At 49.0% G+C, this 19,365-nt stretch carries 13 protein-coding genes; 5 read left to right on the top strand and 8 right to left on the bottom strand.

The genetic code is table 11. The features are described 5' to 3' along the window. The first annotated feature begins 173 nt into the window (after positions 1-173). Positions 174-851 carry a hypothetical protein gene (locus tag ACN0YH_RS26860; protein WP_417382688.1) on the top strand — a complete coding sequence of 226 codons (678 nt, stop codon included), beginning with the start codon at positions 174-176 and terminating at the stop codon, positions 849-851. A gap of 731 nt (positions 852-1,582) precedes the next feature. On the opposite strand, the gene hisB is transcribed toward ACN0YH_RS26860, so the two are convergent. The 3 genes from hisB to ychF form a co-directional block, all read right to left on the bottom strand. Continuing rightward, the gene (gene hisB, locus ACN0YH_RS26855; protein WP_417382687.1) at positions 1,583-2,170 is read right to left on the bottom strand and encodes an imidazoleglycerol-phosphate dehydratase HisB; all 588 of its coding nucleotides are present in this window, start codon (positions 2,168-2,170) and stop codon (positions 1,583-1,585) included. Between the two features lie 193 nt (positions 2,171-2,363). After that, a complete protein-coding gene (hisC, locus tag ACN0YH_RS26850) occupies positions 2,364-3,428 on the bottom strand; it encodes a histidinol-phosphate transaminase (RefSeq protein WP_417382686.1) in 1,065 nt (354 codons plus the stop codon). A 158-nt stretch (positions 3,429-3,586) separates the two neighbouring features. Beyond that, complete coding sequence (ychF, locus tag ACN0YH_RS26845; protein ID WP_417382685.1) at positions 3,587-4,678, bottom strand: redox-regulated ATPase YchF; 1,092 nt, start codon at positions 4,676-4,678, stop codon at positions 3,587-3,589. A 344-nt stretch (positions 4,679-5,022) separates the two neighbouring features. Here ychF and ACN0YH_RS26840 point away from each other — a divergent pair, with 344 nt between their 5' ends. Next, positions 5,023-6,822, top strand: a complete 1,800-nt coding sequence (locus ACN0YH_RS26840) for an arylsulfatase (RefSeq protein ID WP_417382684.1) — start codon at positions 5,023-5,025, stop codon at positions 6,820-6,822. A gap of 30 nt (positions 6,823-6,852) precedes the next feature. Here the strand turns inward: ACN0YH_RS26840 and ACN0YH_RS26835 are convergent, their stop codons facing one another. Beyond that, positions 6,853-7,674, bottom strand: a complete 822-nt coding sequence (locus ACN0YH_RS26835) for a glycosyltransferase family 2 protein (protein WP_417382683.1) — start codon at positions 7,672-7,674, stop codon at positions 6,853-6,855. Positions 7,675-7,681: 7 nt separating this feature from the next. Continuing rightward, complete coding sequence (locus tag ACN0YH_RS26830; RefSeq protein ID WP_417382682.1) at positions 7,682-8,440, bottom strand: glycosyltransferase family 2 protein; 759 nt, start codon at positions 8,438-8,440, stop codon at positions 7,682-7,684. Between the two features lie 216 nt (positions 8,441-8,656). Between ACN0YH_RS26830 and ACN0YH_RS26825 the strand changes: the two genes are divergently transcribed. Then, a complete protein-coding gene (locus ACN0YH_RS26825; protein ID WP_417382681.1) occupies positions 8,657-9,406 on the top strand; it encodes a hypothetical protein in 750 nt (249 codons plus the stop codon). A gap of 105 nt (positions 9,407-9,511) precedes the next feature. After that, a complete protein-coding gene (locus ACN0YH_RS26820; RefSeq protein ID WP_417382680.1) occupies positions 9,512-10,771 on the top strand; it encodes a glycosyltransferase family 87 protein in 1,260 nt (419 codons plus the stop codon). A gap of 7 nt (positions 10,772-10,778) precedes the next feature. Here ACN0YH_RS26820 and waaF read toward each other — a convergent pair whose 3' ends face one another. The 3 genes from waaF to ACN0YH_RS26805 all read right to left on the bottom strand — a co-directional run bounded on the left by waaF (position 10,779) and on the right by ACN0YH_RS26805 (position 14,995). Further along, on the bottom strand, positions 10,779-11,843 hold the full coding sequence (gene waaF / locus ACN0YH_RS26815) for a lipopolysaccharide heptosyltransferase II (RefSeq protein ID WP_417382679.1): 1,065 nt from the start codon (positions 11,841-11,843) through the stop codon (positions 10,779-10,781). Continuing rightward, positions 11,840-13,384, bottom strand: a complete 1,545-nt coding sequence (locus ACN0YH_RS26810) for a PfkB family carbohydrate kinase (RefSeq protein ID WP_417382678.1) — start codon at positions 13,382-13,384, stop codon at positions 11,840-11,842. The genes waaF and ACN0YH_RS26810 overlap by 4 nt, the downstream gene beginning before the upstream one ends. A gap of 222 nt (positions 13,385-13,606) precedes the next feature. Next, positions 13,607-14,995, bottom strand: a complete 1,389-nt coding sequence (locus ACN0YH_RS26805) for an alkaline phosphatase family protein (protein ID WP_417382677.1) — start codon at positions 14,993-14,995, stop codon at positions 13,607-13,609. Between the two features lie 555 nt (positions 14,996-15,550). On the opposite strand from ACN0YH_RS26805, the gene ACN0YH_RS26800 reads away from it, so the two are divergent. Next, on the top strand, positions 15,551-19,365 hold a 3,815-nt coding region (locus ACN0YH_RS26800; protein WP_417382676.1), incomplete at its 3' end, for a DVUA0089 family protein.

The raw sequence follows: 19,365 nt of genomic DNA, 5'->3' as shown, positions 1-19,365 counted from the left end.
TGCGTCTGTGATTCCTCTTCGATTACAACAGCTATTCAGGCTGCTGACCGCTTAGGGTGAGCAGCCTGAATGCGTTTGAGATTCATATAGACACAGTTTTCTATCTGGCCTACCATGCTAGGCAAACAGCATTCAATTTACTGAACTCAACCTCTCCTGAACGTGCACCCGGTATGGAAACCTCACTGCATCGTCAATTAAAATCGTACTATGCGCCGAGTAGCGACTGCGAAGAAATCACGCTTGGTTCATACCGGATTGATGCCATCGACGGTGACCGACTGATTGAAATTCAGCATGGTTCACTGGGAGCGATCCGCGACAAGATCCGCTGCCTTCTGGAAGACTATGAGGTGCACGTTGTCAAACCGATCGCGATCCGGAAATATCTCATCAAACGGCAGAAGAAGAATGGTGAGCCGATTTCCGCCCGCTTCAGCCCCCGTCGTGGCTCAGTGTTTGATCTGTTTGAAGACATGGTGCACTTCGCCAATGTGTTCCCCCACCCACGTTTGACCTTGGAAGTCGCGTTGACAATCCAGGAAGAACACCGGATAGCAAGAAAGCCCCGCCGCTGGAAGGGGAAAGATTACCGGGTGACTGATCGAGTGTTACGATCGGTAGAAGAACAGATCGAATTCAATACAGCGGCTGACCTGCTCAATTTAATTCCGGTTAAACTCCCGGTCCCCTTTCAGACCAAAGATCTGGCCAAGGCAGCCGGCATCCCACGCTGGCTGGCACAGAAGATGGCATACTGTCTGAGAAATACCGGAGCAATCAAACTGGTGGGGAAAGAGAAGAATGCATTGCTGTATGAAATTATCGAGGGGAATCAGGCGGCTGCCTGAGAAAAAGGGAAACTCCCGAAATAGAAAATTGTGAGCTTCAATCACAATAAATTTGACTACCAACCAACTTACTCAAAATCCGTATAGAGCCATCAAGTCCTAGGCTGCCGCTGACACTTACTGGCCATTCTTCTCGGCAGTCAAAACAACCCAAGTCGCCATCCGTATTGGCACAAGTGGTGATTTCGGGAGTTTCCTCATTTAATTTCTACAACGTTCCTCGGCAGAGCCTGCATCAATTCACACCTGTCCGATCACCGCAATGAAGATAGAAACTGCTCCTGGATATGTTTGATCGACGATCAAATACCAACAGGGAGAACGATCTGATTGCGAAAAGAGGTTTCAACATCGTTGATGGTATTGATGCAGTTCTCGAATAAAGAAACTGATCTTGCCACGATGTTTATTCAGGTTGTGACTGGAAACAGTCCAAGTCGGAATGGCAAAAGTTAAATTTAAAAACGCACTGAAACGTTGAAGTCATATTTCCTGGTTCACATGAAATCCAGTTCGAATCACTTCAACAAACCAGAGCTATTTCTCAGATTAACTTTTCTACTCAGAGAGTCAACATAGATGCGAAGAAAAAGCGCACGAAAAATAAATTCGTTTTTTTCAACAGTGCTATCTTACCGAACATTGACATTCGCTTTGAAAAAGCAATCAGAGAACCAGGAATTTAACTCTCTGTTTCTCCGTTAAAAATACGGATCAACCTGGCAGAGAATTTATAGCACACCCTTGGACGAAGGGACTCCCTGCTGGCGTGGATCAATGGCGACTGCCTGCCTGAGAGCCCGCGCCGTTCCTTTAAAAAGTCCTTCCGAAATGTGGTGACTGTTACCACCATGATGCAGGACCTGATGCAGGTTCAACAATCCATTTGAGGCAAATGCCTGCCAGAATTCCCGCACGAGTTCAGTGTCGAACTGACCAATTTTTTCTGTCGGAAATTCGACATCAAACACAAACCAGGAACGACCACTTAAATCGAGCGCGGTTGTAACCAGGGTCTCTTCCATGGGCAGTGTGATGGAGCCATAGCGAGTGATTCCTTTTTTATCACCCACAGCCTCGCAAAGTGTTTTCCCGAGACAGATGCCAACATCTTCCACTGTGTGGTGATAATCTACATCCAGATCACCGTTGGCTTTGACAATTAAATCAAACAGACCATGACGGGCCAGCAAAGTCAGCATATGGTCAAAGAAACCGATGCCGGTCTGAATATCCGACTGGCCACTGCCATCCAGTTCCAGAGACAATTCAATCTGGGTTTCTGCGGTGTCACGTTTAATAGATGCTTTGCGGCTCATTTCAGAGAACTCATATAATAAAGGTCAACTTGTTGATTTCTATAATCTTACAGCCCGGATCGGGTTTCTCAAAAATGCATCGCAGCGGCAGGTCGACTTGGTTTCAATTTACAGAGGCGCTGTCAGTCTGAATTGCATAACCGTTCCAATCGCGCCTGCGAGAATGTCAAACTTTGCACGATGTAACAGTGATTCAGCCAATCTCATGCAGTGCCTTGAGAACCGTCTGCACCTCATCATCAGTCCCGACGGTGATTCTCAAGCCATCCAGCACTCCATCGGTCAGACCAAACTTCATGTAGCGTACGAGGATCTTGCGACGTTTTAAATCCTGATAGCGACGCTCATGCGCCTGATCCGGATGAGTGCACCAGACAAAATTTGTCTGGCTGTCTACCGTTTCGAAACCCAGTTTTCCCAGCTCTGAAATCAGATGTTTGCGGGTTGTTTGAATTTTTTTCGTATTGGCCTGCATCCACTCCTGATCTTTGAGTGCTGCCAGTGCTGCTGCCAGGGAAAGGGTGTTGCAGTTGTAACTGTCCTTGACTTTCTGCATTCCCTGGATCAGATCGGGGTGGGCAACAGCAAAGCCAAAACGAATGCCTGCCAGGCTGTACGATTTACTCAAGGTGCGCGTCACAATGATTCGCTCACCAGCTTTGGATTTAAGTAATTCCCCCTTGTGTGGCTGATCACAAAAATCGCCGTACGCTTCATCGAGAACCAGCACGCCCTGCGAGGGTACCAGTGAACTAATTTCTTCATCGGACCAGCGGTTTCCCGAGGGAGCATTGGGGTTTGGCACAAACAGAATTTTGCTTTTATCTGAAATTTCCTGTGCCTGGGTAGTTGGCCAGCTCCAGTCTGGATTAAGTTGAATTTTCTGGAAACGGGCTCCCTGAATTTCTGCCAGTGTTTCGTAGAGCGTATAGCTGGGATAAGGAGCGGAAACCAGATCGCCGGCATCCGCAAACGTTCTCATCAGAATGGTTAATACTTCATCACTGCCATTGCCGGGCAGGATCCAGTCGGGATCCACTTGAAACAGATCCGCGGCGACTTTCCGGAATTCCGTAGCCAGAGGATCGGGATAGATGTTCAACCGACCTGTCAGCGCCTGTTCAACCGCTTCTTTTACGAGCGGCGAAGGCGGATAGGGATTTTCATTTGTATTCAGCTTGACCCAGCCGGACTCCTGCGGCTGCTCACCGGGCGTATAACCGGTCATTTGTTGAACCTGGGTACGAAACAGACTCATGATACTGCAAATCTCGATTCAATTATGTAAGAGGTAAAGTCAATCCATACGTGCCGCGATACTCAGCTAAGGACCTGAATACAGACAACATCGCTCAGTCAGGAGTTCTCATAAAAAATAAAAGAAGTCTCAGAAAGTCGTTCTATCGCAAATCCCGTTCATACATTAAACAGGAAATGGCAGATATCGCCGTCTTTCATCACATACTCTTTGCCTTCCACGCGAAGCTTGCCTGCCTCGCGGATTGCCTTTTCCGTATGAAATTCTTCCAGGTCAGAGACGGAAAAGATTTCCGCACGGATAAAGCCCCGCTCAAAATCAGTATGAATGACTCCAGCGGCCTGTGGTCCGGTTGCGCCAATGGGGATGGTCCAGGCACGGATTTCAATCTTGCCGGCAGTAAAGTAACTCTGCAGGCCCAGCGTGTGGTAGGCTGCCCGGGCGACGAAAGCCAGCGCCGGCTCTTCCAGGCCAACACTTTCAAGCATTTCCTTCTGATCTGCTTCATCCAGTTCCGCGATTTCTGCTTCCAGTCGACCACAGACGACAACCACTTCCCCTCCCTCTTCCGCAGCACGTTGACGCACACGCTGCACGAGTTCGCCTTCGCCTTGGAGATCATCTTCATCGACATTTGCCAGATAAAGGACGGGCTTGGCAGTCAGAAACTGATAACCTTTGAAGATTTTCTGCTGATCCGGATTATCGAATGAAAGACCGCGTAAAGGTTTTTCTTCTGCCAGTCGTGCTGCACACACTTCAAGTACAGCCAGTCGCGACTTGGCTTCTGCATTACCCGATCGGGCAGTTTTTGCTGCTTTCTGCTTTGCCGATTCGACACTCTGCATGTCAGCCAGCATCAATTCAATATCGATCGTTTCGATATCGCTGATCGGGTCGACTTTTCCCTCGACGTGGATCACATCCCCGTTTTCAAAACACCGCACGACGTGGAGGATCGCATCCACATTACGAATATGAGACAGGAACTTGTTACCGAGCCCTTCTCCTTCCGAGGCACCTCGCACGATCCCAGCAATATCCACCAACCTTAAAATAGCAGGGATCACCTTGTCGGTCGGGATATACTGGTGAATTTTTTCCAACCGCGGATCTGGTACATTGACAATCCCCACATTAGGCTCAATCGTACAGAAGGGATAGTTTTCACTTGCAATTCCCGCAGCAGTTAACGCATTAAATAACGTGGATTTACCTACATTCGGCAGGCCAACAATTCCGGCTTCCATGGTTCTTTTCAATAAATAAATGATGTTGAAATAATTTATCCGGCAGTAGATCTGCACCGTCTTTTCAAGAAATTCTCCGGATAGTGGCACATCATAGCGAAGTCCGGAATCAAAAGGAATTGATCGGTCAGAAGGTTCTCAACCTCCGTCTTTTCAGTTTCTGTTGAAATTATCCCGGGGACGCCCCACAGAGCCTCAGTTGCGTCAGTATAAATCTAAGACAAGTTAAAATATTACTACCTTTCCCTGGGGTGGGTAGTTAAACTGGATTATGAACATAAAGTCCAAAAATCGATTTATATCTGTAATAATTTCTGATTAATCAACACTTTGACGAGTAGGCTATGCGACCCATTCTGCACCTTTTGATCTGCATCCTGATCTCATTGATCAGCCTGAAGGATTGCCCGGCAGACACTCCTGAATCTGGAAAACCGAATATTATTGTGGTCATAACTGATGATCAGGGGTACGGAGATATTGCCGCCCATGGCAATCAGATGATCAAAACGCCAAATCTGGATCAATTGTATCAGAAAAGTTTGCGCCTGACGAATTTTCATGTCGATCCCACCTGCGCCCCGACACGCTCTGCCCTGATGACCGGCCGTTATTCAACGCGCACCGGTGTCTGGCATACGATCATGGGGCGTTCCCTGATGGATACGAATGAAGTCACACTGGCAGAAGTCTTCAAAAACAATGGCTACCGCACCGGGCTTTTCGGTAAATGGCATCTGGGAGATAACTATCCATTACGTCCCCAGGATCAGGGATTCGAAACGGTCGTCCAGCATGGCGGTGGAGGTGTCGGGCAAACCCCGGATGACTGGCAGAATGATTATTTCAGCGACACTTACCTGCGCAACGGGAAGCCTGAAAAATTTCAGGGATATTGTACTGACATCTGGTTTGATGAAGCATTGAAGTTTATCGAAGCAGACAAAACAAAACCATTTTTCGCATACCTTTCTACCAATGCCCCCCATAGCCCTTATCTGATTGATCCTAAATACAGTAATCCGTATGAGGATAAAGAGGTACCGGATAAAATGGCGGCCTTTTATGGCATGATCACCAATATCGATGAAAATATGGGACGCCTGCTCCGCTACCTGAAAGAGTCGGGACTGGAACAAAATACCATTCTGATTTTCATGACTGACAATGGTACCGCTGCTGGAGTGCAACGCCCAAACCCTAAAGACCTGAGTAAAAAACAGCAAAGGCGACTATCCAAAGGGAAACCAATCACACTGGAAACCTGGCCCGGCTTTAATGCCGGTATGCGTGGTATGAAAGGTTCTGAGTACGATGGGGGCCATCGAGTCCCCTGTTATCTTTATTGGCCGGGGGGAGGTCTGACCGGTGGAAAAAATATCAACCAGCTGACAGCGCATATCGATATTCTGCCTACGTTGGCCGAGTTGTGTGACTTGACGATTTCCAGCGAACTGAAACTGGATGGTTCGAGCCTCGTTCCGATATTAACGGGTAATAAAGACGCATTACGAAACAGGACTCTGATTGTACATTCGCAGCGGATTGAAACTCCTGAAAAATGGCGCAAATCGTCTGTCATGAGCGAACGCTGGCGACTGGTCAATGAAAAGGAACTGTATGATATTCTGAACGATCCCGGTCAGAAGAAAAACGTCGCAGCGGAATATGCAGGAGTGGTCAAATATCTGTCAGCAGAATACGAAAAATGGTGGAGCAGTTTGACGCCCGTTTTCAATCAATACGTCGCCATCGGAATCGGATCCCGATTTGAAAACCCGGCCCATCTGACCTGCCACGACTGGCATGCTCCGATTGAACAGGTTCCCTGGAATCATCAGTTAATTGCCAAAAATCCGGTTGCAAACGGGTTCTGGATCGTGAATGTCACTGAGCCGGGCACGTACGAAATCACGTTACGCTGTCGCCCGGAATCAGCCCATCATCCTCTAAAAAAAGGGACAGCCCGGATTCAAATTGGTGACTTGAAACGGGAACAGGTCGTGTCCGAAGGTGATTTGTCGACCACATTTGAAGTCGACCTGACCCGAGGTCAGAAAAAGTTACAGACCTGGCTGGACGAAGGAAATGGAGTGACTCGCGGCGCGTTCTTTGTAGAGATTTTTCGCAAAGAAAAAGCATAAGACATTGAATTCTTTATCTGGATGATCCACTCAAGCGGACTGTGCCTGCTTAATGCCAATGCGAGCCTGAATGCGATCCGTCTCGATCAACTGCTGCAGACGGCGCTGGTTCTCTTCCAGCTGATCCCGGGAATTCTCCTGATGCCAGATATGAAATACAGCGGCTGCAAAGCGGGCATCTTTGTGAAAAACTCCATTTCGGATTAAACGCAGTACCAGGTCTGAGTCTTCCATTCCCCAGCCCGTGTAATCTTCATCAAATCCATTCACAGCCAGCAAATCCTGTTTCCATGCGGAAAGGTTACAGGTTTTTGCACCTTCCCACTGGCGTGCCAGCCGACGCCGATACCAGGAACCAGCTGGAATTCGGAATAATGGTGAGAGTCGATTAATCTGCCTGCGATAGCGCGCTTGTACCCAGTCTCTCCACGACCACCTGGCGACAGGAATTTTTTGCTCAAGCACTTCCCGGGAAAAATTTTCGGAGAGCAGAACCCGATTCCCGGACAGGAACCAGCCAGCCTCAGCAAGCCGCTCATGAGCAGCAATAAACCAGGGAGTGGGAATACAATCGCCATCGGTAAAGACGAGATAGTCTGCCTCTGAATCCTGAATCGCCCGGTTACGAATAGCCCCGGCTCGAAATCCCTCGTCAGCATGCCAGACATGTTTCACTGGAAACGGCGCCTGACTGCGAAAATGGTCTATCACTTCGCGCGTCTCGTCAGTCGACCCATCGTCGGCAATGATCAATTCAGAGGGAGTACGAAGTTGCGATAAATAACCGGTAAGCACTGCTTCCAGAGCAGTGGGCCAGTTATACGTCGTGATGATGACAGCGATTCCCGGCATGAACTGATCAGAGTTCCTTCTGACTCTCTTTATTGATGACCATGAGTTTCAGATAGCGATAGTAGGTTCCTTCTGCATTGGAAATAGCCAGCATGAAACCTTCTTTTCCATCCAGAAAACCAGCACGGAGGAAGTAGGTTCGAATAAACGTCCACATTCCATGCATGACAGCTTTACAGAGCCCTGCCTGCTGTTTCTCTTCCGCCAGCATTTTCGCACTGGCTGTTGAATACGAGTTCATTGTGTTGAGAATCTGTTCCAGCGTAAGCAGGGATTCATGGATAATCGGTTCCCGGAGCTTTCCGGTTTTACCTGAGACTATGATTCGCTCATGAACCAGATCATCACTGAAGTTTGCTTTTCCCCGTCGAAAAAGCCGCACAACCCGATCAGGCCACCAGCCGCTGTGCTTCATATACCGACCACAGTAATTTGACCGGCGTGGCATGGTATAGGCATCAAAGCGGGCAGGCATTTGAATAATGCGTTTGATCTCTGTCTGCAGATCGTAAGAGATGCGTTCATCTGCATCGATAGAGAGCACCCAGTCTTTGGTCGCATACTCCAGGGCCCGATTTTTTTGTGGTCCAAATCCGGGCCAGTCTGTTTCATAGACTTTATCTGTATATTCGCGGCAGATGGCAACCGTCTGATCGGTGCTGCCGGAATCCAGGACGATGATTTCATCTGCCCACGCAACCGACGCAAGACACTCACGGATGGATGATTCTTCGTTTTTGACAATGACGATAATCGATAACGACATAAAGCTGACTTTGATATTACTTAAGAACGAGTTGCGTTTCACAGGAGAATCGAACAATTTTCAAGATTGTCAACCGCGCGCGTTCCTGTTAAAAGATGGTACCTGACTGACTCAGGTTATTATGATCTATTGACTTGTTTACTGAAAGATTGCCGAGAGTTTGGCAGGAATTTACTGTCTCGAAAAGAGCAATCGTCAAAATCATGAAAAGCCACGTTGAAATTGAATGATCCCCATCCTCAAGCGAGTCCCTGTTTCCAACTGTTCGACCAGAGTACCCCTTATACGACAATTCGCTGTCTTAAAGAAGAAGACTTACGTTCCGTATGGTTACTGGAAATACCAGGACGTGGCTTGATCACACTCAAACGCTGGCCAGTTACGTGGCAACTCCGCTGGAAATCATTCTTCAAACAGTCTCAGCCAGACCGTCAACTGACAGGAGCCTGGAAGTTACTCAAGGCAGGAGTCAATACCCCGCAGCCGGCAACACCCGTTTACAGGTCAGGTTCCTTCTATCAACTGGAATTGCCTTATATTGAAGGTGTAACCGCCTATGAACTGCTGAAATCAAATCTCCCCGTATCGCATGACCTGCTGTATGAACTTGCCAGAGAGCTAGGCAAGATCGTCAGACGTTTGGCGCAAGCAGGATTACGGCATCGAGATCTGAAACTGGAAAATGTCGTGATCAAAGAGCCCCAGCAGGATGCTGCTCCACTATCACTCTGGCTGATTGACCCCGTCGGAATTCGCAATAGTTTCTCGATCTCAGACTCATTTGTCTGCATGCTGGATCGACTTGCAATTCAACCGTTAAATGAAGGACTTGCGGTCCCCCTCTCGCTGCAAATCATTTGTATACGCTCAGCACTGGGGCAATTCAGCAGAAAAGAGCGACGGCATTTATTCCAAACGTTAAGAAAACGTCTGCTCGCCTCAAGATCGCAATCCCTGACAGGTTGATTGACCTTGCCTTGATTAGCAAAAAATCTTAAAAGCACGGGTCGTAATGCTCCCAGCCTCATCCTGCTGTCTTTGCATGTAAGACACCTATTTCTCAGGTCTGACATGAATCAATCCTCACAGAATCCGCTGTTTTTCAAATCCCCCCTGGTCGAAGAATCATCGGGTGTCATCTGGCTGAAACGAGCCTTGATTTTATGGGCCGTGTTATGGATTGCCGTCAGTGTCAAATTCATCGTTCAACCGGAAAAAAAATCGGTTTACCCCTGTTTTGCAGACTCATCTATTCACTGGTGGGCTGACCGGAATCTGTATGATAATGAAGTCTATAAGACCGGTTTTCGCTATAGCCCCACCTTTGCACTGGCGTTTTCTCCCTTTGCGATCATGCCTGTCTCACTGGGGGGAATTCTCTGGACAGCATTGAATATTTCACTACTGGTGCTCGCGCTACGACTACTCGTGAAAGAGATCTTTCCCGGTAACTGGTCCCGCTTTCAGGAAGCCAGCTTTCTGATCCTCAGCCTGGCAGGCTGTACGCGCGCGATCTGGTCTGCGCAAAGTAACTCACTGGTCTTTGCGCTGGCTGTGTTCGCTGTCGTTTCTCTGAAAAAAGAACGCTGGTGGATCGCCGCCTTCCTGCTCGCAGCCGCCGTGCATATTAAGCTCTGGCCAGCTGCTTTGGCATTGTTGTTGATGGCACGGTTTCCCTGGCAGCTTTCCATGCGTTTTGCTGCCGCAAGTGCTTTACTGGTAATCCCCCCATTTTTAACACGCCCCTTACCCGTAGTTCTCCAGCAATACGAGAACTGGTATGGTTTGCTGACGGGCCCTTACCGCACTCTCAGGCAGGGTGGTTTACGGGATGCCTATACCATCGCCGAACAGTTCGGTAGCTACGTGGATGATCGGGTTTATACCCTGCTGCAACTGGGCATGGCCGGACTGGCTCTGCTCTGGTGTCTCAGGTTGGCGAAAATTTCCGGTTCGACGCAAACCTATTTTACAGGTGTGCTCACAACCTGGGTCTGCTGGCAGTTACTGGTCGGGCCGGGAACCGAGCGACTGACATTTCTTCTGGCTGCTCCCATCGCCAGCTGGGCATTGATTGTCAGTTTCAGGGAACAATGCCATCGGGTTCTGGCAGTGGTCGCCTGGTTGATGCTGATCCCACTGGGGACCGGCGGCGTCGAACGTTTGTTGTTGCCCGTCGCTGCCTGGTCACCTGCGATTCTGCCATTGGGCATCATCCCATTAATGGTCTGGCAGATCGTCTATATTGAGAGTCGCGCCAGCGCGAGTGCATTACAGGTATGCCAGCCAAAGGATGCGCCCGTCGGTCAGAAAACATCCTGGGCAGCTTAAAGCGGGTTCATGCTGCTTTTCGCTGTTGTTGATCCAGCAGGGAAATCACAGCCCGGAAGACCTGATCCGCCCCCAGTTCTTTCATGCAACGATGATGGCCCAACGGGCAGACCCGCTGCTGACAGGGGCCACAGTCCAGATCGAGCTGCACAGGCAAGCTCCGATCGTAAAACGTTTCGCTCCACATCTGGTGTGTCGGGCCAAATAAAGTCACTGCAGGCACCTGAAAGGGAGCAGCAAAATGTCTAGGTCCCGAATCGGTGGTCACCAGTAATTCGGCTTGTTGAATGGCAGCCTTTGTGAGACCCAGGTGTAAAGGTTCTCCTGCCAGAGACGTTACGAACGGGTGACCGGCCTGTTCAACAATCTGGATCGCTTCCTCTTTTTCAGCTGGACCACACACGACTAAGACCGACTTTTTCAGGTCTGTGGTAATCCGTTGAGCCAGTGTTGCAAAATGAGTAGTCGGCCAGTGTTTAGCAGCACCAAATGCTCCACCCGGGTTCAGACAGATCAGTGGCCGACTTTTAAATTCAGCAGACTGCTTATTCCAAAACGCGTTCCAACGTTGACGATCTTGATCTGTTACCGCAAGTTCCATTGATCGTGACATTCCTGATGCCGCTGGAAACTCAGAGTTTTCTCTTCCCAGCACATGCGCGGCGATTTTCAGATATTCATCAATAGCCGGATGCGGCGTCTGTCTGTCACCCGCGGTAAGCACATCGGTTAATAACCAACGCCGATAGTCACGATTGATTCCCACCCGCCTGGGAATACCAGCCAGAAAAGCGAGGCTGGCACTGCGAAATGAATTAGGAAACAGAACTGCCAGATCAAAGTGTTCGCTTCTGAGCTGCTGTAGAAACCGTAGCTGAGATGTCAGCGTTTCGCCGCTTTTCCATGAAATGGATCGATCGACCAGGGTCAGTCCGTCCAGAACATCAGCCACGTAAGGTCTTTGAATGGAGACGATTTCTGAATCCGAAAATTCCTGTCTCATCGCCCGCAGCGCAGGAGTCGCCATGACGGCGTCTCCGATCCAATTCGGTAAAAAGACTGCTATTTTCATCCGGCTTTTCGTTTCGGTGGTTCAATGGGAACGTTTTTGTCTGCCGAAAGAGTTTCACTTTCCTGACTGCTGCGAATCATTCCAAGTACCTGTGTGGTTGAGATACCGGGGGTAATTCCCAGTGCTCTCACTTCCCCGCCATACGATTCGACAATTTCCCACCCCACGATCTCTTCCTTCTGATAAGTCCCGCCTTTCACCAGCAGGTCTGGCTTCAGAACTCTGATGAGGTCGGAAGGAGTCGATTCATCAAAGACGACCACATAATCGATGCCTTCCAGAGCAGCCAGCATGGAAGCGCGATGATCCTGACCGAAAATAGGGCGATCCGGGCCTTTATTCAGTGATCGGACACTGTCATCACTGTTGACGGCGACGATCAGACAATCCCCTTCCGCCGCTGCCTGTTCCAGATATGAAACATGACCGATATGCATGACATCAAAGCAACCATTCGTCAGAACTACTTTTTGTCCCAGCTTCTGACGGGCCACGATGTGCCGCTGTAATTCTTCCAGCGGTAATACTTTTTCACTGGTCACCCGGGATCCCATCAAGAGATCTGCCAGCATTTCTTCACGGCTGATAGTGACAACGCCAATCTGCTCAACTTCGAGCCCCCCGGCGACATTGGCCAAGCGTGCCAGGTCATCAGGGGCAATCCCGGCAGCACTTCCGACGCCGATCGTAGCCAGCACCATATCTCCAGCACCGGTGATGTCATAGACTTCGCGTTTCCGTGTCGGCAGCAGTTCGCTTGTACCGTCTGCCTGTGTTAAGGCAATGCCATCACTGTCCAGCGTGACAAATACAAAATCAAGATTTAAATCAAGGCATAACTGCCTGCCTGCCCGAAATGCATCTTCCTGATTCTTCACATCAAAGCCCACAGCACGCGATGTTTCGAGCCGGTTAGGTGTAATGGCTGTCGCGCTAGAATACATTCGGTAATCCTGGCCCGGACAAGGATCGACAATGACCGGGACATTCGCCGAGCGGGCTGCTTTGATGATGGTCGCTAAAATGTCTGGAGTACAGACCCCTTTGGCATAATCGCTGACCAGAATCGCCTGCTGTTCCGCAATCAGGGGCAGAATGGTATTGAGTAACGTTTCTGAAATTGATTGATCGAGGGGCGTATTCACCTCACGATCGACTCTCAGGATCTGATGCGGGTGCCTCTGTTGAGCACGCCCCATGAAACGCTGCTTCACGGTCGTTGGTCGACTCGGGTCAGCAATGATGGCGGAACAGTTCACACCACATTCTTCCAGAGTCTCTTTGATTACGACCCCATCCAGATCGATTCCCGTAACACCGGCCATGGTTACGTCTGCTTCCAGTCCGATCAGCATGTTGGCAACGTTCGCTGCCCCCCCCAGCCGAACTTCCTGAGTATCTTCACGCAAGAGAATGACAGGTGCTTCCTGACTGATACGTTCTGCGTTTCCCCAGGTATAGCGATCCAGAATCAAATCGCCGAGAACCAGAATTTTCGGATGGCCTAATTTTTGAATAGTATTGATTAAATGATATGACATAAATGCGGGCGTTTCGGATGTTGATTTAAGTCCAGATCTGTAAATGCAATTGGCTGCTACCACAGGCTGCGGAATCATCATCAGAACGCTGTTTTGAGTCAATGCCGATTTTGAGAAGCTGGGGCGTTTATCAACACTAGAGACAAAGAATATTGAAGGGCAGGAACTCGAAGGTTTATCAGCGCAATTTCTGTCCCAAATTTGACTTACCAGGGTCTGGTACTATTTGCCAAACTGCAGTTCCAGCAACATTTCTTTGACCGCTGTCATCGGAATTTCATCACGCTCAATCGCTTTGGACGAGCAGATAAAGATCGGGGCTTCGGCTTCTTCTTTCCCGGGGAGTGGCAAGCGACCATGACTGCCTTTGACGAGAGACGCATCGAGACTGGTCAGATCCATGTAGTATCGGAAGCCCAGGATTTTTCTGGCCAGCCGACTCGCAATGCGTAATTTGGGAAACTTAATGGTTGGATCAATAAACAATTCAACGGGATCGTAACCCGGCTTTCGATGAATGTCGACTGTGCGGGCAAAATCGGGTGCCAGTGAGTCATCCAACCAGAAGTAATAAGTGAACCAGGCTCCCGGTGCTGCAATTACAACCAGTTCTCCTGAGCGATCATGGTCGATACCGAACTCAGCCTGCTGACTGCGATCAAGAACCATTTCAACACCTTCGGTTTTCTGAAGCAGCGATTTGACTGCGGAGATTTTATCGGGTTGTTGCACGTAAACATGGGCGATCTGATGATCTGCAACGGCAAACGCTTCGGAGGCACCACAGTCCATGGTTTCCCAGCCTAATGCCTCTTTTCTGACGCTCAGCCATCCCTGCTCTCTGAGAATTCGATTGAGATGAACTGGCCGGGACACATCGGTAATGGCATATTCGGAAAGGACAACAATCTCAGCACCTGCCTGTTGGCCAGCTTCGATTAAACGTCCCGCTTCCCGATCGATTTCGCGAATATCCTGGTCAATGCCTGGATTACTGACGCCCAGTCGTTGCAGGTTATAATCGAGATGTGGCAAATAAACTAACGTGAGATTTGGTTTTTTCTCCTGAAACACTTTGATCGACGCATCGACAATCCAGCGAGAACTGACAATGTCCGCTCCCGGCCCCCAGAAACGTAAAAGCGGAAATACTCCCAGCTCAGATTGCAATTCGTCTTTGAGACCTTCTGGCTGGCTATACGAATCAAAAACTTTTCGCCCATCCGCTGGATAACTGGGGCGCGGAGTGACTGACCAGTCCACCGGGGCATACATGTTGTACCACCAGAACATCTGCGCGGTGGTATATGCCGGGTCGCGATGTTTCGCGGTTTCAAAGACTTTTTCACCCTGGACGAGTCTGTTTGACTGTTTCCAGAACATGACCTCGGCGAGATCACGGACATACCAGCCATTCGCCACAATCCCATGATCTCGTGGCATCAACCCTGTTAACAAGGTTGATTGAGCCGAACAGGTGACGGCTGGCAATATCGTTCCCATGGACCTGGAAAACCCTTCATTTGCCAGTTTCGTCAAATGAGGAGTACGGTCCCCCAGCATTTCCTGGGTCAAACCGACCACGTTGATTACGATCAGTGGTTTAGTCATGGATCTCTTTAATTACAGAAGACATTTAATTCAAAACACTTACGACCGCCTGAGATTCGTAGTTTATGGAGACATGACGCAAAAGGAAAGTAGAAAACGCGCTGAGGTTATCGCTTCCGTTTTTTGAATCAGGATTTTGTCTTACTTGAGTGAGTGACCCGACAAATCATGAAAATTGTTTTTAGAGATATAAACGTTTATCTGAGTAGATTTTCATTGACTACTAACTTTGGCTAATTTAGGTTATTTAATAATACTGAAATAACCGGATTAATCCCTTCTATGAAAATAATCCTCATATCCCAATTTTATCTTTTAACTATCTAAAAACTGGATCACATTTTTGGCTAATCAATAATATCTAGAATCAAATTCTCTTGATTCTTTCTTCTATTTGCTAGAGAGACTGAAACTATGGTTGTGGGCCCTCCTTCCTTCGTGTCGTCATTTCGCAGATCTATATCTTTGTTTCACTGTCTTCGCAGAGGCCAAAGAAAACGCCAAAGCCGAAATAAGATTAAAAACTATGTCAGCTCCTATTCCACTGCCGAGCAATTGGAAGACCGTACGCTGTTAGCGGGCGCTTCTCTGGTCAATATTCAACCGAATATTGACCTCTCTCTCACAGATGGTGAGGTTTATCACGAAGCCCCCCAGGAATTGACTTTTGTATTTTCTCCCGGGCAGCAGATTGATCCTGATTCCCTTGGAGGGATTCAGATTGTCCGCAGTGGTTCTGATGGAACGTTTACAGACGGCAATGAAGTGCCTATTGAGCGCGGCTATGTGGGCATTGGCAACACCCCCAACGAAGTCATCGTCCGCTTTGCTTCTGCGCTTCCCGACGATCACTACCAGATTACCATCTTCGGAACTGGCGTCGATGCTTTACTCAATCTGAATGGAGAAGCATTCCAGGACTTTAATGAAGATGCAGTCCGGGACGGTATGGACCAGACCATTAACTTTGAGCTCGACCTCGGAGCGAAAGTAGTCGCCGTTGTATCGCAGCCTGTTTTAAGGGAACAGGTTCTGTCCGTAAGTGACGTGATCAATCCGCAGGATGGAGACACCTTCACCATCACCGTGGGCGGCGCTTCTGTCACATTTGAAATGGATCTGGATGGCGGCGGCTTGAATGACCAGAACAATATTTCGGTGGTTTACACGGCAACAGAGGATGCATCTGAGATTGCTGAATCAATCCTGGAGGCATTCAACTCCTCCCTACTGGGAACCGGTGGTTATGCAACTATCACTATCCCACAAAATGGCGTAAACCTGACGATCTCGGGTGATTCCTTCACACCTGCGATCTCATTTGCACTGGTTAATCCGGGTAATCCTGCCTTTGCAAGAGCAGATGGTAACCTGGTAGCCCGCGACAACCAGATTCTTGTTCACTTCAATGATGACGATCTGAATCCCGATCTGGCAAATGACCCCCGTTTTTATCAGATCATTGATACCACTACAGATGAACCACTTCTGACAACCGATTACACCGCCACTTACGATGCTTTATCAGACGTCACGGTTTTGAAACTGACTTCAACGTCCCTGAATGCCGGAACTCAGTATCGACTGCGTGTCGGTGTGTCTGATACCCCTAATAAAGCATCAGAAAATTACTCGACCCTCGGTCTCGAAAATGAAACCATTTCTATCCTGGCAGGAGATATAACAAACACTGTCAGCACACCCGTTGATGGCGAGACTTCCATTGAGGATCTGGATCTGAATGATCCTTCCAACCTCGTGATTGATGGTGCCGGAAACTACTACTTCGTGCACAACGATGGAACTGATGTCCGCATTCTCCGGGTAGACCACCAGACCGGTTTAATCACAATCATCGCCGGCGATGGAACGATTGTGGTAGGAGACGACTCCCCATTTGATCCTGTCAATTATCAATATACACTGGCAAGCTCGCTCAAAATTACAGACCCTCGCGATATGACACTGGACGCGCATGGTAACCTGTATTTCACTGATGATGCTCATGTTCTGAAAGTGGATGCGGTTTCACAACGGGTGACGGTGATCGCCGGTGGCGGCATTGATGACACTCCCGAGCCTGGTGATGCTCCAACTGACCTGCAGCTGGATACCCCAGCGCAGTTAGCCATCGACGATGACGGGAATATCTACTTACACGACTCCGGCGCCGGTCAACTGATTGTGATAGATGGAAACTCTGGGCTTGTTCTTGCTGCTTTAGACGTTGGCCCCCTTGTGATCAATGACTTAAAGTTGGATTCTTCAGGAAATCTATTCATCCTCACAACAGGATTAGGCATATCTCCTTTCAGTAAAGAAGGGATTTACATTTATGAAACTAATGCAGGTTCCACTGAATATACGGTAGGCCTCTCCTTTGATCCAAATGTCTTTCCGACCCATCTTGCCGGTGGTGGAGCCGCTGCTCCGACTGACGGAGTTCTGACAACTACACTTAACCTATCCTCTGTCACCGATATCGCCTTCGATGCCAATGGCTTTCTTTATTATACTGACTCAACGGGGTACATTGTCAAATTTGATCCCTATGCTGACCCAGCAGATCGAACCATTGAAGTCATCGCCGGAGATGGAAATTCGGCAATTGTTGTGGATGGTGATCCAGCTATCGAAACATCCTTGACATCCCCCAGCAGTCTGGCCATTGGAACGGGTAACGCCCCCTACTTTTTTGACAACACGGACAAACTCCTGCGTGTTGTGAACTTACCTGATCAGAACTCTTCATTTGATACGGCGACCGATCTGACTGATGCCACTCACCACTGGAATGCTGGCACTGAAGAGTTCATCATCACCTCTGAAATTCAGGCTCAGGGAGTCGGTTTGCCTCCCCTGCCAGGCGGTACAGATGAGCCCGGTCATCGGCAGTTGCCCGCAACCCTGGATGCTCATATCGGTAATAGCGGTACCAACCCTGAGCTAACGGGATCCGTTTCGGTCATTTACTACAATTTCCAGGATGCGTACGGATCGGACGTGCAAGGCAATCAGTTGCACAATGCAATTACAGAAGAACAGAAAGCACGCACACGCGAAATCTTTGAAATCTATGCTTATTACCTGGGTCTCGAAATCGTGGAAACGGCAGATCAGGGGATGACTGTTGTCACGGGTGACCTGCGCGTTGCAGACGCAAGTTTGCCCGTCGGCACTGGCGATCCCGGAGGCGTTTCGAGCGGTTCGACGGTCATCATGGATTTCTCTGAATATACCGACCCTGCAGATGATGTTTATGGCGGCTCCTGGATGAAAACGGCCTTCCATGAAATCGGTCACTCACTTGGACTGGGCCATGCTTATGATGTCCCCTCGATCATGAGTGACGACCCTCTGCCACAGTCAGGGGGTCAGACAGTGTTTCCGGGAGACTATGATCTGGATCACCTGCTCAGAATGTATCGTGCTGACGCCAACGATATTGATATGTATAAATTCAAGCTTAGTGAATCCGGTACATTCCGCGCGGAAGTCTTTGCCGAGCGACTTTGGGATTCCAGTCTTCTCAACAGCGTACTCACACTATTTGATGAAGATCATAATATTATTGCCCGCAATGATGACTACTTCAGTAATGATTCATTTCTGGAGCTGAACTTAGCTGCTGGGTCATACTTTGTTGGTGTGACCAGTACAGGCAATGATAACTACAACCCGGAAATCGAAAATTCAGGTGACAATGGCACCACCGATGGCGAATATGAACTGCGTCTGAACTTTGCTCCTGATCCCAATAGTGCAGCAGTCACCACAGACAATGGCTTTGTCACTGATGAAGACACCCCTCTCAGTAACAGCGTATTTGCCGATAACGGCAATGGTACCGACAGCGACCCTGATGCCAGTGATGTCCTTTCTGTCAGTGCCGTCAATGGAATTACTGTAGATGTCAACAGTTCGATCACACTGGCCTCCGGTGCCCTGCTGACACTCGATGATGACGGTAACTTTATCTACGATCCCAACGGCGCCTTTGACTATCTGCCGGACGCTGAATCCGCTACTGACAGCTTCACTTATACTATCGATGATGACAACGGCGGAACCGATACCGCCACAGTCACTATCACCATCAATGGCCTTAACGATACCCCGCTCGCTCAACATGACACCTTCCAACTGAATCAGACTGGAACTTTCACCGGGGATGTTTTCGCTGACAACGGCAATGGAGCCGACAGCGACCCGGATGCCAGCGATCTCTTCAACGTCACGCAACTGCAGGGAGCGCCAGTCAATGTCGGCATACCAGTCACTCTTGCCTCCGGTGCAAACCTGACGTTAAATTCCAATGGAACGTTTTCCTATAACCCGACAACCAGTGCTGCCATCCAGGCATTGACGGG

Origin of the sequence: Gimesia sp. (genome assembly GCF_048262075.1) — a bacterium.
Lineage (GTDB): Bacteria > Planctomycetota > Planctomycetia > Planctomycetales > Planctomycetaceae > Gimesia.
This window is presented reverse-complemented; position numbering and strand designations above follow the sequence as displayed.

Excerpts from the sequence above, each read along its gene's own strand:
- ACN0YH_RS26860 (WP_417382688.1), top strand. The coding sequence starts at position 174 with ATGGAAACCTCACTGCATCGTCAATTAAAATCGTACTATGCGCCGAGT.
- hisB (WP_417382687.1), bottom strand. The coding sequence starts at position 2,170 with ATGAGCCGCAAAGCATCTATTAAACGTGACACCGCAGAAACCCAGATT.
- hisC (WP_417382686.1), bottom strand. The coding sequence starts at position 3,428 with ATGAGTCTGTTTCGTACCCAGGTTCAACAAATGACCGGTTATACGCCC.
- ychF (WP_417382685.1), bottom strand. The coding sequence starts at position 4,678 with ATGGAAGCCGGAATTGTTGGCCTGCCGAATGTAGGTAAATCCACGTTA.
- ACN0YH_RS26840 (WP_417382684.1), top strand. The coding sequence starts at position 5,023 with ATGCGACCCATTCTGCACCTTTTGATCTGCATCCTGATCTCATTGATC.
- ACN0YH_RS26835 (WP_417382683.1), bottom strand. The coding sequence starts at position 7,674 with ATGCCGGGAATCGCTGTCATCATCACGACGTATAACTGGCCCACTGCT.
- ACN0YH_RS26830 (WP_417382682.1), bottom strand. The coding sequence starts at position 8,440 with ATGTCGTTATCGATTATCGTCATTGTCAAAAACGAAGAATCATCCATC.
- ACN0YH_RS26820 (WP_417382680.1), top strand. The coding sequence starts at position 9,512 with ATGAATCAATCCTCACAGAATCCGCTGTTTTTCAAATCCCCCCTGGTC.
- waaF (WP_417382679.1), bottom strand. The coding sequence starts at position 11,843 with ATGAAAATAGCAGTCTTTTTACCGAATTGGATCGGAGACGCCGTCATG.
- ACN0YH_RS26810 (WP_417382678.1), bottom strand. The coding sequence starts at position 13,384 with ATGTCATATCATTTAATCAATACTATTCAAAAATTAGGCCATCCGAAA.
- ACN0YH_RS26805 (WP_417382677.1), bottom strand. The coding sequence starts at position 14,995 with ATGACTAAACCACTGATCGTAATCAACGTGGTCGGTTTGACCCAGGAA.